This window comes from Rhizobium sp. R635, from assembly GCF_002211285.1.
Classification (GTDB): Bacteria; Pseudomonadota; Alphaproteobacteria; order Rhizobiales; family Rhizobiaceae; genus Rhizobium.
The window spans coordinates 159,593-174,665 of the sequence record NZ_LOKX01000036.1 but is presented as its reverse complement, the minus strand read 5'-3'; the positions used below and the strand labels follow the sequence as shown (position 1 = coordinate 174,665).

Annotated in this window: 9 protein-coding genes; 6 read left to right on the top strand and 3 right to left on the bottom strand. The window is 60.8% G+C overall.

Annotation, left to right across the window (positions count from 1 at the left end; all coding sequences use genetic code 11):
• The first annotated feature begins 14 nt into the window (after positions 1–14).
• The 5 genes from ATY78_RS26720 to ATY78_RS26700 all read left to right on the top strand — a co-directional run bounded on the left by ATY78_RS26720 (position 15) and on the right by ATY78_RS26700 (position 6,707).
• Positions 15–1,289 (top strand): ABC transporter substrate-binding protein, encoded by a 1,275-nt coding sequence (locus tag ATY78_RS26720; protein WP_088685301.1) that lies wholly within the window; start codon positions 15–17, stop codon positions 1,287–1,289.
• Between the two features lie 349 nt (positions 1,290–1,638).
• Positions 1,639–2,523 carry a sugar ABC transporter permease gene (locus ATY78_RS26715; RefSeq protein WP_088685300.1) on the top strand — a complete coding sequence of 295 codons (885 nt, stop codon included), beginning with the start codon at positions 1,639–1,641 and terminating at the stop codon, positions 2,521–2,523.
• A complete protein-coding gene (locus ATY78_RS26710) occupies positions 2,523–3,374 on the top strand; it encodes a carbohydrate ABC transporter permease (RefSeq protein WP_088685299.1) in 852 nt (283 codons plus the stop codon). The genes ATY78_RS26715 and ATY78_RS26710 overlap by 1 nt, the downstream gene beginning before the upstream one ends.
• Positions 3,375–3,411: 37 nt before the next feature.
• The gene (gene ugpC, locus ATY78_RS26705; protein ID WP_088685298.1) at positions 3,412–4,557 is read left to right on the top strand and encodes a sn-glycerol-3-phosphate ABC transporter ATP-binding protein UgpC; all 1,146 of its coding nucleotides are present in this window, start codon (positions 3,412–3,414) and stop codon (positions 4,555–4,557) included.
• A 17-nt stretch (positions 4,558–4,574) separates the two neighbouring features.
• Positions 4,575–6,707: a beta-galactosidase gene (locus tag ATY78_RS26700; protein WP_088685297.1), complete on the top strand. Its 2,133-nt coding sequence runs from the start codon at positions 4,575–4,577 to the stop codon at positions 6,705–6,707.
• Positions 6,708–6,990: 283 nt separating this feature from the next.
• Here the strand turns inward: ATY78_RS26700 and ATY78_RS26695 are convergent, their stop codons facing one another.
• The 3 genes from ATY78_RS26695 to ATY78_RS26685 form a co-directional block, all read right to left on the bottom strand.
• Positions 6,991–9,753 carry a hypothetical protein gene (locus tag ATY78_RS26695; RefSeq protein WP_088685296.1) on the bottom strand — a complete coding sequence of 921 codons (2,763 nt, stop codon included), beginning with the start codon at positions 9,751–9,753 and terminating at the stop codon, positions 6,991–6,993.
• Positions 9,750–10,955, bottom strand: coding sequence for an SIR2 family protein (locus ATY78_RS26690; protein ID WP_088685295.1), 1,206 nt, complete (start codon positions 10,953–10,955; stop codon positions 9,750–9,752). Before ATY78_RS26690 ends, ATY78_RS26695 begins: the two co-directional genes overlap by 4 nt.
• A gap of 202 nt (positions 10,956–11,157) precedes the next feature.
• Positions 11,158–11,760, bottom strand: coding sequence for a hypothetical protein (locus ATY78_RS26685; protein ID WP_088685294.1), 603 nt, complete (start codon positions 11,758–11,760; stop codon positions 11,158–11,160).
• Positions 11,761–12,023: 263 nt separating this feature from the next.
• Between ATY78_RS26685 and ATY78_RS26680 the strand changes: the two genes are divergently transcribed.
• Entirely contained in the window at positions 12,024–14,807 is a 2,784-nt protein-coding gene (locus tag ATY78_RS26680; RefSeq protein ID WP_088685293.1) for an EAL domain-containing protein, read from the top strand.
• The last annotated feature ends 266 nt before the right edge of the window (positions 14,808–15,073 follow it).

Below are 15,073 nucleotides of genomic sequence, written 5' to 3'. Positions count from 1 at the left end.
CCGGGAGGAATTCAATGACATATTCGAAGCAATTTCCTGCAACCACCCGCAGAACCTTTCTCAAGGGAGCGGGCCTCGTCTCCGCTGCGGCGGTGACGGGCAGCTTTCCGATGCCTGCGATCGCGCAGGCGCAGGAAGTCACGATCATCTCTTCGGAAAACAACGGTGCGGCGCTCGATGCGCTGAAATCGATCGCGGCGGGCTTCGGCAAGGAGGCCGGCGTCAACGTGGTCGTCAACAATATGGACCACGAGGCGCACAAGACGGCGATCCGCAACTATCTCGTCGCCGGCGCGCCCGACATCTGCTTCTGGTTTTCCGGAAACCGCATGCGCGCCTTCGTCAAGCGCGGCTTGTTCGACGATATTTCCGACCTTTTCGAGAAGGAAAAATACAAGGACGTGCTGGGTGCGACGGCCGGCGCCGTCACCGATGACGGCAAGCAATACGGCCTGCCCACGGGCGGCACGCTCTGGGGCATGTTCTACCGCAAGGACGTGTTCGATCAATACGGCCTGACCGTGCCGAAGACCGCCGAGGACTTCATGGCCTATGGTGACAAGTGCAAGGCGGCGGGCATCACCCCGGTTGCGATGGGCACCAAGGAATTGTGGCCGGCGGCCGGCTGGTTCGACCAGATGAACCTGCGCATCAACGGGCTCGACAGGCACATGGCGCTGATGAACGGCGAGATGAGCTATCTCGATCCGGCGCTGACCCCCGTCTTCGACCAGTGGGAGGCGATGATTTCAAAGGGCTTCTTCACCCCGAACCATACCTCCTTCGGCTGGCAGGAGGCCGCAGCACTTCTGGCGCAGAAGAAGGCCGGCATGATGAACCTCGGCGCCTTCCTGCGCTCGGCCTTCACCGAAGCCGACCTGCCGCAGCTTGCCTACGCGACTTTCCCGGTGCTCGATCCCAAGATCGGCCATTTCGAGGAATTCTCGGTCAATTCGGTCCATATTCCCGCCAAGGCGAAGAACAAGCAGGGCGCGCGCGATTTCCTCGCCTATTTCTACAAGCCGGAAAACCTGGCCGCCTATCTGGAGCCGGGCGGCAACGTGCCGCCGCGCCACGACCTGCCTGCGAGCAAGGACCCGCTCGTCAACGTCGCCGTGGAGACGATGAAGACGGTGCAGGGCGCCTCGCAATATTACGACCGCGACAGCGATCCGGACATGGCCCAGGCCGGCCTCGTCGGTTTCCAGGAGTTCATGGCTAAGCCCGACCGGCGCAAGGCGATCCTCACGCGGCTCGAGGGGACGCGGAAGCGGATTTATAAGATCTGAGCTTGCTGCCGGTTTGCTGACGAAGCGCGCTCCTTACTCGACGTCATCCTCGGCCTTGTGCCGAGGATCTGTTGCCCTATCGGTCCGGGGTTGGATGCTCGGGGCACAAGCCCGAGCATGACGAAGGAAGGGGTGGCGGGCTTTGTCGGTAGACAGAGGGCGTCGCTTTACTCCCGGCGACGCCCGCCTTTAACTCGACGTCATCCTCGGCCTTGTGCCGAGGATCTGCTGCCCTATCGAACGGGGTTAGATGCTCGGGACAAGCCCGAGCATGACGAAAAGAGGGGGGCGGCCTTTGTGAGAAGCTGAGGGGCGGCAACGCCCCTACGAATAATACGAGGTTCTCGACATGCAGACATTATGGCGCCGCCAGCGGTGGTGGCTGACTCCGACTCTGCTCATCGCGCCTGCGATCGCGCTGTTCTTCACCGTCATCCTGCTCTCGGCGGTCAGGAGCGTGTGGATCAGTTTTCACGAGTGGGACGGGTTCGGGCCGATGGTGTGGATCGGGCTCGGCAATTACGTCGAGCTCTACAACGATCCGCAGTTCTACGTGTCGCTGAAGAACAATCTGATCTGGCTCGTCATGTTCATGGCCGCACCGCCGATCGGGCTCGCCATTGCGCTCTTGGTCAACCAGAAAATCGCGGGCATGCGCTTTCTGAAATCGCTGTTCTTCATTCCGCTGGTGCTCGCCTCGGTGACGGTGGGCGTCGTCTTCACCTGGGTCTATACGCCTGAGTTCGGGCTGCTGGCGCTGATTTTCCGGGCTTTCGGGGCGGTGGCGCCGGCCGTGCTTTCCGACGAACATTTCGTCACCTTCGCGATCGTCATCGCCGCGCTCTGGCCGCAGATCACCTTCTGCATGGTGCTCTACCTCGCCGGGCTCAATAACTTAAGCGAAGAGCTGATCGGGGCGGGCCGCGTCGATGGGGCGAGGGGCTGGAACATGCTGCGCCATATCGTGCTGCCGCAGCTGACGCAGGTCACGTTCATCGCCATCGCCGTGACGGTCGTCGGCGCGCTGCGCTCCTTCGACATGATCTCGGTCATGACCGCCGGCGGGCCGTTCGGCTCCTCCTCGGTGCTCGCCTACCAGATGTACGAGCAGTCGATCTTTTCCTACCGCTTCGGCTATGGCGCGGCGATCGCCTCGGTGCTCTTCGTGATCATGGCCGTCTTCATCGCCTGGTATCTCACCCACATCATCCGCAGCGAAGAGAGGGGAGGCTGATGTATCCTCGTCCGATACCCGAAACCGCGATCTGGCAGCGCCGCCTCTATGTGTTCGCCGTCGTCGTCGTGCTCATCCTCTGGCTCTGCCCGCTCTTTGCCATCGTGCTGACTTCCTTCCGCTCGACGGCTGACGTGATGGGCGGCAATCTCTGGGGCTGGCCGACCGAGATCGGCGTCATCGACAATTACCGGGCCGTCTTCACCGACACGCCGATGGCGCGCTATTTCCTCAACAGCCTGACGATCACCATTCCCTCCGTCATCGGCGTGCTCGTCATGTCGACGCTCGCGGGCTTCGTGCTGTCGCGCTACCGCTTTCGCGGCAACATGCTGATCTTCGCGCTCTTCGTCGGCGGCAATTTCCTGCCGCACCAGATCATGATGATCCCGGTGCGCGACCTGATGGTGCGGCTCGACCTGATCGATACGACGGTGGCGCTGATCATCTTCCATGTCGCCTTCCAGACGGGGTTTGCCACGCTCTTCATGCGCAATTTCATCGCGGCACTGCCCGACGAGCTGTTCCAGGCGGCGCGCGCTGAAGGGGCCTCGCCGTTCCAGACGCTCATCCATGTGGTGATCCCGCTGGTGCGGCCCGCACTTGCCGCGCTCGCCATCCTGATCTTCACCTTCGTCTGGAACGATTATTTCTGGGCCGTGGTGCTGACCGTCAGCGACAGCGTCAAGCCTGTCACGGCGGGCCTTGCCAATCTGCGCGGCGAGTGGGTCTCGGCCTGGAACCTGGTTTCGGCGGGCACGATCGTCGTCGCCGTGCCGCCCGTTGTGATGTTCTTCCTGATGCAGCGGCATTTCATCGCCGGCCTCACCATGGGCGCGGTGAAGGGATGAGCCGGCGTCTTCCGTTTCAACAAGAGAGGGCCAGGACATGACCAGTCTCGAACTTCGTGAGATCAACAAGAATTACGGCGCCTATCATGCGCTGCGCGGTATCGATCTTTCCGTGGCGCAGGGCGAGTTCATCGTCATGGTCGGTCCATCGGGCTGCGGCAAGTCCACGCTGTTGAAGAGCATTGCCGGGTTGGAGGCGATCTCCTCGGGCCGGATCCTGATCAACGGCCGGGATGTCACCCGGCAGGAGCCGGGCGATCGCGGCATCGCCATGGTGTTCCAGTCCTATGCGCTTTATCCGCACATGACGGTGGCCGAAAATATGGGCTTTGGTCTCCGCATGGCCAAGCGCCCGAAGGCCGAGATCGATGCGGCGGTCGCCCGCGCGGCCAAGATCCTGCGCATCGGCGACCAGCTGGACAAGCGGCCGAAGCAGCTTTCCGGCGGCCAGCGGCAGCGCGTGGCGATCGGCCGGGCGATCACTCGCTCGCCCGAGGTTTTCCTGTTCGACGAGCCGCTGTCGAACCTCGATGCCGCGCTGCGCACCCAGATGCGCGTCGAGCTCAGCAGCCTGCATGCCGAGCTCGGCGCCACCATGGTCTATGTCACCCACGACCAGGTGGAGGCGATGACCATGGCAAGCCGCATCGTCGTGTTGAACAAGGGCATCATCGAGCAGGTCGGCTCGCCGCTGGAGCTTTACCGCAACCCCGACAATCTCTTCGTCGCCGGCTTTCTCGGCGCGCCGAGAATGAATTTCCTCGGCGTCACCCTCGACGAGGTCTCCGGCCGCAGCGTGACCGTTTCCGCGCCCGGCCTCGCACCGCTGACGGTGGAGCTTGCCCAGCCGACGACGCTGGCGAAAGGCGCGGCTCTCACGCTCGGCGTGCGGCCGGAGGCGATCTCGGTGGTCGCCGAGGGCAGCGAGGGCGGAGCCATCCATGGCGAAGTCCGCCTCGTCGAGCATCTCGGCCGCGAGACCATTCTCTATGTCGATGCCGGCAATCTCCGCACCATCGCGTCTGAAAGCGGCACCGGCAACATCACCGCGCAGCTCTCCTATGTCGCGCCCTTCGCCGCCGGGCAGAAAGTGGCGCTGAAGCTCGATGCGAACGAGCTCTATCTCTTCTCCCCCGATGGCGGCCGCACGATCAGCGCCCGCAAGACCATTCTCGACAAGTAATCAGGAAAGAACCGCCCGTGTCCGACAAGACCCTCTCCGCATGGAACACCGTCCAGACCGACCGCTTCCTCGTCGGCGTGCCGCATTATCCCGAGCATGTCGACGAAAGCTATTGGGAGCGCGATGCCGAGCGCATGGCGAAAGCCGGCTTCAATGTCGTGCGCATGGCCGAATTCGCCTGGCATATTCTGGAGCCGAAGCTCGGCACCTATGATTTCGATCTCTTCGACCGCGCCATCGCGATCCTCGGGCGCCACGGCATCGATACGATCATGTGCACGCCGACGGCGACCCCGCCGCGCTGGCTGACGGCGGCGCACCCTGAAATTTTAAGGGTCGACGGCAAGGGCCGGCCGATGAGCCACGGCTCGCGCCAGCATTGCGATACGGCAAGCCCCGTCTTCCGCGAGCACAGCAAGCGCATCACCCGGGCGATGGCCGAGCATTATCGCGGCAACCCGCATGTTGTCGGCTGGCAGACCGACAATGAGCTGAACACCAGCATGCCCGAAAGCTTCTCCAAGGCGACGCTCAGCGAATTCCAGGCCTTCCTTGCCGATAAATACCGCGAGATATCAAAGCTCAACGCCGCCTGGGGCGGCGATTTCTGGGCGACGGCCTATGACAGCTTCGATCAGGTGGTGCTGCCGATCGAATTCGGCCCGACCTTCCCGAGCCCCGGCCATCTGCAGGATTACCACCGCTTCCTCGCCTTCTCCACGGCGCGCTTCCAGCACGATCAGGTGGAGATCCTCAGGGAGGTGAAATCCTCCTGGTTCGTCTTCCACAATCTCGGCGGCCTCCGGGATATCGATTTCCGCGGCCAGTTCAGCAAGGATCTCGATTTCGTCGGTTACGACATCTATCCCATGCTCTATGACGAGTTCATGCGGCTCGGCAACCACGCCAAGGTGCAGGCGCTGCACCTCGATATCTGCCGCGGCTTTTCCGGCAATTACATCGTGCCCGAGCAGCAATCGGGCTTCGGCAGCCAGCCGGGCTTCTGCACGCTGACGCCGGAGCCGGGCGAGCTGCGCCGCATGGCGCTCTCCTCCGTCGCCCACGGCGCCGACGGCCTGATGTTCTTCCGCTGGCGGCCCGCCCATTTCGGCGCCGAGATCTATTGGATGGGCATCATCGACCATGACGATATCGGCCGCCATCGCTATGAGGAGGCCACGCGCTTCGCGACCGAGATGACGGCGCTGCAGCCGAAGATCCTCGGCACCTATGTCCGCATGGATGTCGGCATCGCCGGCTCCGATTTCGACAATCAGGAAGCCCACAAGACCTATCCGATCGGCCTGCCGAGCCCGCAGGACGATGCGATTCTGCTGCATCAGCATTGCTACGATCGCGGCATCGCCTGCGGCTTCATCCATCCGGAGGACGATCTTTCCAGGCTGAAGCTCTTCTATGTCCCCCATTGGGTGATGTGGAAGGACGAATGGACGGCGAGGCTCGAAGCCTTCGCCGCATCCGGCGGCACCGTCGTCATCGGCGCGCGCACCGGCACCCGTAACGAGGATAATCACGTCATCCGCGAAACCGCGCCGGGTACTGCGCTTTCGAAACTGACCGGCGTGCGCGTCGAAGATTTCGGCCGTCTCGCCGCCCCCGGCGCCAACGGCCTCTTCGACGTGATGGAACGCTCCGGCGGCCTCGTCATCCCGCCGAACAAGCCGGCCGAAAGCCACCGCCGCGTCCGCCGCTTCAAGATCGGCAACCGCGAAATGCCCGCCGGCCATTTCTACGAAAACCTCACCATCGCCCCCGACGTCGAAATCATCGCCGCCTGGTCCAACCGCTACGCCGAAGGCCAGCCGATGGCGACCTCCCGCAAGGTGGGCAAGGGGCAGGTGGTCTATCTCGGGACGTATCTGACGCCGGAGCTGACGGAAGCGCTGACGGAACGGCTGTTTGCGCCGGCGGGCGTGGAGCCGCTGGTCGGCGGGCTGCCCGAGGGGGTGGAGGTGACGATGCGGATGAATGAGGAGCGGCGGCTGCTGTTCGTGCAGAATTATATGGATCAGGCTGTGACGGTGAGTGGGGTGCCGGCTGGGCGGGATTTGCTGGATGGGGAGAAGATGGTGGCGGGGAGGCTGGAGCTTGAGGGGTATGGGTGTGCGATTGTGGAGTTGGAGGGGTGAGGGGATAAGGAAGGGCGTACCGTGTGGCCCCCTCATCCGACCCTGCGGGCCACCTTCTCCCCGCTGGGGAGAAGAGGGGAGCAAGCCGCTCGACCGTCGTTCTATAGCAGAGTTTTAAGCCGGGCGAGGCGTGGCCACAACCCCTTCTCCCCGGCGGGGAGAAGGTGGCGGCAGCCGGATGAGGGGGCTGCACGGCACGCCGCTGCTCACCCCCTCGTCGATTGAACTATTCCAGCTTTAGGGCTGGAAAGCACGGTGCCAAGTGTTTTCGATGTTTTGAGCTTTAGCGGCGAGCCACAGTCGAAAGGCGACGGAATGCTGGTGCATCAGCAAGTGAAGGCGCGACCAATCGAATCTGGTCCAAGGCATCGGTAAGATCGTAAGGAATGACAGCGCCCTCCGATGTGCCCACCGTCAGATCGAGCAAGCGCAGCAATGCTCGTGCCTTAACCTCGTCATTGATGACGGCGAGCTTTTTCGTTCCACTTTCGTCGCCATAAAGGCCGTAGTCGAGCATCGACCAACACTCAAAGGGTACGAGGAAACGCGCGATTGTATCGACGGCCTCGGCGAAGGCCTCTTTTGAGGTGGCGGGAAGATCTGCAAGGGCGCCACTTACGCCCGGGGTTGCGAGGGAGCGCTCTTGTGGCCAAACCTCGCGAAGGAACGGCGCAGCTGCGGTCCGGAACAACGTCGCCGCAGAAGCTGCGCTCTCCGGTCCTTCGCGGTCAGGCTGACTCTCCTCGGAAGGCTCCTTGGATAAATCGCGGACGAATTGCTGTATCGCGTTCGCCGCCGATGCACGAACTTCGTCGTCGAGTGTACGCAACATCTGTTGAATCCGCGGATTGGGCACGGCGGATTCCCGTCCCTCGCGGAAGGCGTGGAGCGACTCGATGATGATGCTGAATACCAGTCCTCGCCGCGTCTCTCGCCCAAGCCGGCGATCTGTTGCTCGCTCTGCCATTACGCCACCGATAATCGTCAAGACTTCGGTGAAATGTGTGCGCCGGGCGATGGCGCGCCAGAGCGCGAGTGACTCGCCGTCGTCGTTAAGCAGTGGGGTAATCAGATGTTCCTGAGTCCAGACAGGGTCGGCGTGTAGGAAGTAGGGCAGCGCCTCGATTAAGCGATGTCGTGCGATTAGGCCACTTCGCCCAGTCGACGCGATCACGACATCGCGCATCTGCCGTTCCGTCGATTCTAGAGCGAAAGCCTGTGAGTTGGTGGTAAGCTTAGGGCATGCCGCCAAGAACACGCCAACAAGCTTCCCGGCTGGGGTGTTGAGCGTGTCGAGATCCATCGGCTCCCGATCGTTGTCAGCGGACGGAGCGGTGACGCTCATATCAGCATCTTCGCCTTCCTCTGGTCTGGTGTTAGTCGTCTCAACAGCAACCGGCCAGACTCGCAACCATACTGACAACTCCAGCGGCAGGAAAACAATCTGGTTCTCCCAGGCATCAAGCCAGGCGCTGATTCCTTGTATCGCCGCTTTCAGCGTTCCTTCCGAAAGTTGATTCAACAGCTCAAGGACTCTTGCGGATTCTTCTTGGAGATCGCGTTGTGTTGCGGCAGCGAGATGCGGCGACCTCGGTGAATGTGCCCAACCGAAATGGTCCCAGACTCTGGGGAAGTTATCTCCGCCATTTTCCGCGGTTTCTAAATCGCTAAGGATGAGCGAAGAGTTTCCCTCCTGTTGCAGCCAATCGTTAGCCCGCTCAGCAGGATCGTCGTCCCAGCCGCGCCGGCTCGCAGAAAGCGCAGTCTCAAGCGCCCGCAGCCGAGAAAGGCCCACCAGTGTATCGTACCGATCATCGGGATTGCGAGGAACCCATGCTACGCTCGTCTCCTCCGGGAAGCCTTCATCGACGGTCATCGTTTCAAGATCAGCAAACTGTGCGGATCTAGCGTTAAGCCACGGCTTCGAATCGGCGGGCAGCTGCGCTCCCGCAGTCTCAATACGCTTCAGTTCCCGTACGGCCCAATAGAGGCGGGCATTCTCAACTTTGGCCGCTTCTGCTTTCCTTGGCCAGTGATCCCGGGGCGGCCCCTTCTTAATCCGTTCAATGATGAATTGTCGGGTTCTTCCATCCAACTCCCGGAAGCGTCTTGCCCGAAGCTCGGTGATCTCCGGAAACACGTGCAAATCCCAAAACTCCCGATCATCGGCTTCAAGAAGGAACGATCCGATATGCTCAGTCGGGGTTAGCTGCGAGTTCCGGGACATAGCAGCCCAAAGGCGAATATGCACAGGTGATTCGATCAGGCTCCATCGCGACACAAATCCCCGCGCGGCGGCAGGGTCAAGATCAGCAATCCGAGCCAGTATAGCGTGGAGGAGCTTGGTTGATGGGGCGATACCGCGGTGATGAGCATCAGGATCTCTGCTTTCGCCAACTCGCGGAGCAGAGGTAACGTAGTATACTCGTCCCAACCCCCCTAGCTGCCAGAAGCGTGGTTTTCCATCCCATCCAAGGCGTCGAGCGATATCGAGACCGTGCACCAATGCGGCTTCAAGCGCGCAGGCGAGTGAAATCAGGAATTGGATATCCGTTACCCTAGATAATTCAAGGATGTTGAGATCGATCAGATCGCCACTCGTCAGGCTCGCTGAAAGCAAGTGTTCGAACGACTTAGGGCTCCGCGGCTTTTTGGTGAACTGCCAACGCCAAGCATCGATTGGTTCGACCTTGAGGCGTGGAGCAACAAGATTCACAATTGCGGCAATAACTGAGCCGGAATGATCTCCACCACGGAGGCGCTCTTGTATCCCGTAGATCGCTGTTCCGTCATCTTTCTCGGCATAAGCAGGGGACCAGCTTTCTTCGATCAAGCGCCAAGCAGTTGCCCAAGGTTCCTGCAGCTTCAATGCGCCAGGACCGCTCAACAAGTCTTCAATCGCCATCCGCTCAACGTGCTGATCACGTTTCAAGCGCAGTGCCCAATCGATGGTGCCTTGTTCTGCCAAGCGTTTGTGCAGAAATGCGACTGTGGCTCGGAACGTGTCCCGAGCCTGCGGGTCGAGAAAGGCCCACGGTCGGTTCATGGTTTGCGGCCTCGCTCTCTTTCGGCACTAATTTTCACGATCGCATCCAGCCAGTCTATGTCCGCCTTCGCACTGGATACTAGCGATGACAATCGCGTCCGCTCACTGGCATTGCTTCGCCGGAACAGATGATCGAATAAGTCTCGGTCGGATTCTGGAGCTGTTCCTCGACTTAGCTTGACTATCCGGCGAAGCTCCGAGTCAATCTTTGCTTTCTTCCCGTTGATAGCCGAGAGTTCGGACCAGCGCTCAAGCGTTGTCAACAACGCTTGATGCTTGCCATTCGAGTCGTAGTGTATCGGCGTAATGCCACGCGCTTTCCAGTCCTCCAAAGCGACCGGATCGGGTACGCTCGTGCCATAGAACGTAAATCGTTCCTTCAAATCGTCGAAGCGACTGCCATCCGCAGCGACCGCATTCAATAGGTAACGCATCGGCGGATCATTGGCGCTGTATCCAACGAGGACTAAGTGAAAAAGTCGCGCCGCGTCGTAAATAAAATCTGGAACGACACGCCGACGCAGGTAAAATTCGCCGAAATCTTGGTCCGACAATACAAGCTCGGAAAAGCGCAAAAGATCCGTGGCCAGAGCGCCATGTATATGAAGCACGCCGGAGAAATCCGTCTGCCTTGAGGGTCTGGGGATCGATCCTAGCGCGTACGTCGCAACGGGCGATCGATGCTTTTGCGATGCCTTTTGAAGCAGGAGATCGAAATTTGTCGTGACAATGGTCCTTGCTCCACCTCTGTCCGCCAGCCGCATAAGCGCTCGATGAATCGGCGCAGGAGTGTGAACACCAGAATTGAGACGTGAGGCGACCTCGCGTCTGACTTGGCTGTCGCCGCGGGTTTGGTCATCAAGTCGCCGTTCAAGCATCCCAAGGACGACATCATAGTCACCAAGCATGAAACGCTTAACTTCGGCTGTTTGACGTTCGGTCAAGGCAGAGCAATCAACTTGCCATTGATTACATACTCCAGCTGGTAAAGCGGCCAAGACGGCGTGAACACTTGTGTCCAAACGCGCATACACGTCGACTACCAGTTCTCGAAAGTCAGGAAGTCCCGCGGGTTTAGAAATTCCTGCGCCACAGATGAATAGGACTTCGCCACGAGCATGGGCCAACAGAAGGCGCTCAGGAATAGCTGCCAGGCCACTACCAAGGGAGATGACGCGATCTTCGATATTCGGCGAACTCATCCGCAAAACCTTCTTGGCAAAACAACTCGAGATCGCGATTATTGCGATTTTCTACCTGCAGCGAATTGAGTATTTCAAGGCCACGCGCGTGTTTCTCAACAAGCAATAATGACATTGAATCACTGCGGCCAGAGCGCCCACCATCGCTTAAAAGAACTAGAGAGCAAGCTTTCTGGGATGATAGAGGGGACAGAATGTCCCCCTAGTTGCCCCAGCCAACTTCGAATCGATCAAATCGAATCTCACTCAACGGCTGGTTGGCGGTGCTCAACCTCACCGAACGAAGAACGAGATTAAGCTCGGGGGAATAATATTGTTCGAAAATAATCGGCGGCAATTCCGACAGTTTCAGACGGCTGTTGATGGCCCAGACTTTGTAGGAACAAGATGCAATCGTTTCCTCTCCCAAGCCGTCGAACCGAATAAAAGTCGTGCCCGAATCGGATTTTTTGCCATTGATGAAAAGCGTGGTGCCGGATTGCCAGTTCTTCTTCTGTGGTAGATCGTCCAACGCAATCGCATTCGCGTATTTCAGCTCATGCGTTCCGCTGGCACTCACTCTCTTTTCGACGAGCAGGGGGTGCACATAGACAGCCGACACCGGCTGCAGCGAACCGTCGCGCTCCATCAGCCGTTGTTCGGTTAGACCCGGGCCGTCCGGCTTGTAGAAGACGGAATAGAAAGGCGCTTCTCTGGTCAGCAGCACGCCCTGTTTGGTCTCATTGGCGGTTAGGCAATTGCCAAAGGCTGGTACCGCCAATGTTATTCCAACCAGTAGCGACAGATTTCTTAGCAAGATCGACATCCCAGATTCCCTCATCCAAGTCCGCTACCACAGTGCTTGGGTGAAATTGGGGAGATCGAACAAGCCATATTTCGCGGGCTCCCGCCCGCCGCGTCAGTCGAAAATCCATTCACCATACCAAGACACCCACCATAAACCCTAATCCCACAACCCCACGCTCAACCCTCCCAAACACCGGCATTTCCGCACTCATCGCCCGCTTCATTTCAACCTTCCTTAAGCGGCCGCCCCATAGCGTGACCGCAAATCGAGGGTCTCGTTCCATGTTCACCGTGCTCACATGCATCACCGAGCAGCATAATCTTTCGCTGGTCGGGCTTGCGGGTTTGATCTGCTTTCTCGCCAGCCACTGCGCGATGGTTCTGCTCGATCGGGCGATGTCATCAGGCGGTGTTGCGCGGTGGGTGTGGCTGCTGACGGCGGGGGCGGCGGGTGGGTTTGGGATCTGGGCGACGCATTTCGTTGCCATGCTGGCTTATGATCCCGGTGTCGTCGTCGGGTATCATGCCGGGCTGACGCTGGTCTCACTGCTGGTCGCGATCGTGGCGGTGACGGGGGCGGTGGCGGCGAAGATCGTCTATGACAGGCGGATGGCGAATATTCTGGCGGGCGTGCTCTTCGGCGCCGGCATCGGCTCGATGCATTTTTCCGGCATGCTGGCCATCGAATTCCCGGGAGAGATCGCCTGGAACGGGCAGTTCGTGGCGGCGTCGATCGCTCTCGGCATTGGTTTTTCGGTCGCCGCCTTTCGGTTTGCGGGGAGCGGCGAGCGGTCGTTTTTGCGCGGGCTTGCGCCGACGGTTCTGCTGACGTCAGGCGTCGTCGCCCTGCATTTCACCGCGATGGCCGGCGTTACCGTCACGCCGGGCGTCGAGGCGCTCGATCCCGCGACGCTGATTTCGCCCGCGATCATGGTGGTGACGATCGCCGCCGTGACTTTTTCGCTGCTGGCGGCCGGTTTCGCGGCGGCCATCTTCGCCGTGCGCTCGGAGGCCAAGACCGCCAAGGTGGAGCGCAATTTCAAGCTGCTCGTCCAGGGTGTGACCGATTACGCCATCTACATGCTCGATCCCAATGGCAAGGTCAGCAACTGGAATGCGGGCGCCGAGCGCGTCAAGGGCTACACGGCCGATGAGATCGTCGGCAAGGATTTCTCGCTGTTCTATTCGCAGGAAGACCGCCGGAAAGGCATTCCGCAGCGGGCGCTCGCGATCGCGCGCGGGGAAGGCAAGTTCCAGGCCCAGGGCTGGCGCTACCGCAAGGATGGCTCCTCCTTCTGGGCCTATGTCGTCATCGACGCGATCCGTGACGAAACCGGCGCGCTGATCGGCTATGCCAAGATCACCAAGGACAACAGCAAGCAGAAGGCGGATGCCGACCGGATCGAGGAAGTCACCCGCAATCTCGATGTCGCGCTGGAAAACATGGGGCAGGGCATCTGCATGTTCGATGCGGGCGAGCGCCTGGTGCTCTGCAACAAGCGCTATCTCGAAATCTTCCGCTTCCCCGAAGGGTCGGTGCGTCCGGGGATGCACTACAGGGAGATCGTCGAGATCGGCTATGCCGCCAACACCGAGGATGCGGTGGAGGCGGCCGCGCGGGCCGAGGCGCATTATATCAGGAACATGGCGCTGATCCGGGGTGGGGCCGGCAGCGCGGTGCACAAATATCCGAGCGGCACGTCGATCCAGCAGCATGTCAACATGCTGCCGAATGGCGGCTGGGTCGTGACCTTCGAGGACATCAGCGATCGCCTGAAATCCGAAGAGCAGGTCGCCTTCCTCGCCAAGCATGATGGGCTGACGGGCCTGCCGAACCGGCTGCAGTTCGGCGAGCGCGTCGCCGAGGAATTGATGGTCGCGGACCGGGTGAGGGGCAAGGTCGCGGTGATCGGCATCGATCTCGACAAGTTCAAGGAGGTCAACGACCAGCATGGCCACGGCACCGGCGACATGGTGCTGGTCGAGCTGACGCGCCGTCTCGGCGAGGCGCTGCAGGAGGGCGAGTTCATCGCCCGTTTCGGCGGCGACGAATTCGCCGCGACCAAGCGCTTCGACGATCTGAGCGCGCTGCATGATTTCATCGCCCGCCTGGAAGGCGCGCTCGGCGGCATCGTCTCCGTCGACGGCTTCGAGATCAAGACCGGCGCGAGCCTCGGTGTTGCGATCTATCCGAGCGATGCCGAGAGCGTCGATGGGCTGCTCGCCAATGCCGACCTTGCCATGTACCGCGCCAAGCAATCGCTCTTGCAGAAGGTCTGCTTCTATGAGGCCGCGATGGACGAGACCGCGCGCCGCCGCCGCGCTCTCGCCAACGATCTCTGGGCCTGCATCGACCGCAACGAGCTGCATCTGCACTATCAGGTGCAGAAATCGGTGCGGACGGGAGAAATCACCGGCTACGAGGTTCTGCTGCGCTGGCGCCACGCCGAACGCGGCAACATCCCGCCGATGGATTTCATCGGCCTTGCCGAGGAATGCGGCGCCATCCTGCCGATCGGCGAATGGGTGCTGCGCGAAGCCTGCCGCGAGGCCGCGAGCTGGAACAACGGCCACAAGATCGCCGTCAACCTCTCGCCGGTCCAGCTCGGCCATGCCGACATGGCGGCGGTGATTTCAGCCATCCTCGCCGAAACCGGCCTCGATCCGCGCCGCCTGGAAATCGAAATCACCGAAAGCTCGATCATCATCGACAAGGACAAGGCGCTCGCCACCATGCGGGAGATGAAGTCGCTCGGCGTCTCGATCGCCATCGACGATTTCGGCACCGGCTACTCCTCGCTGGAAACGCTCCGCTCCTTCCCCTTCGACAAGATCAAACTCGACAAGAGCTTCATGGCCGAGGTCGAAAGCAACGCCCAATCGAAGGCGATCGTGAGGGCGATCCTGGCCCTCGGCCGCAGCCTCGACGTCCCGGTGCTGGCGGAAGGCGTGGAAACGCAGGCGCAGCTGGATACGCTGTTCGAAGAGCAGTGCGATGAGGCGCAGGGGTATTTGCTGGGCAGGCCGCAGGCGATGGGCGAGGTGGTGGTGGAGAAGGCGGCTTGAACCAACTGTTCTATGGTTCGAGTTGGAAGGCGCCGATTATAGAAGGCGTGCCGTGTGGCCCCCTCATCCGACCCTGCGGGCCACCGACCGGGGTCGAGCCGCGGGTCTCGACCCGTCCTTCGGACCCCCGCTGGGGAGAAGAGGGGGCGCGAGCCGCCTGTCCTCGTTTCTAAAAGAGAGCTTCAAGAAGGGTGAGACGTTGCTCCGAGTCTCTTCTCCCCAGCGGGGAGAAGGTGCCGGCAGGCGGATGAGGGGGCTGCACGGCA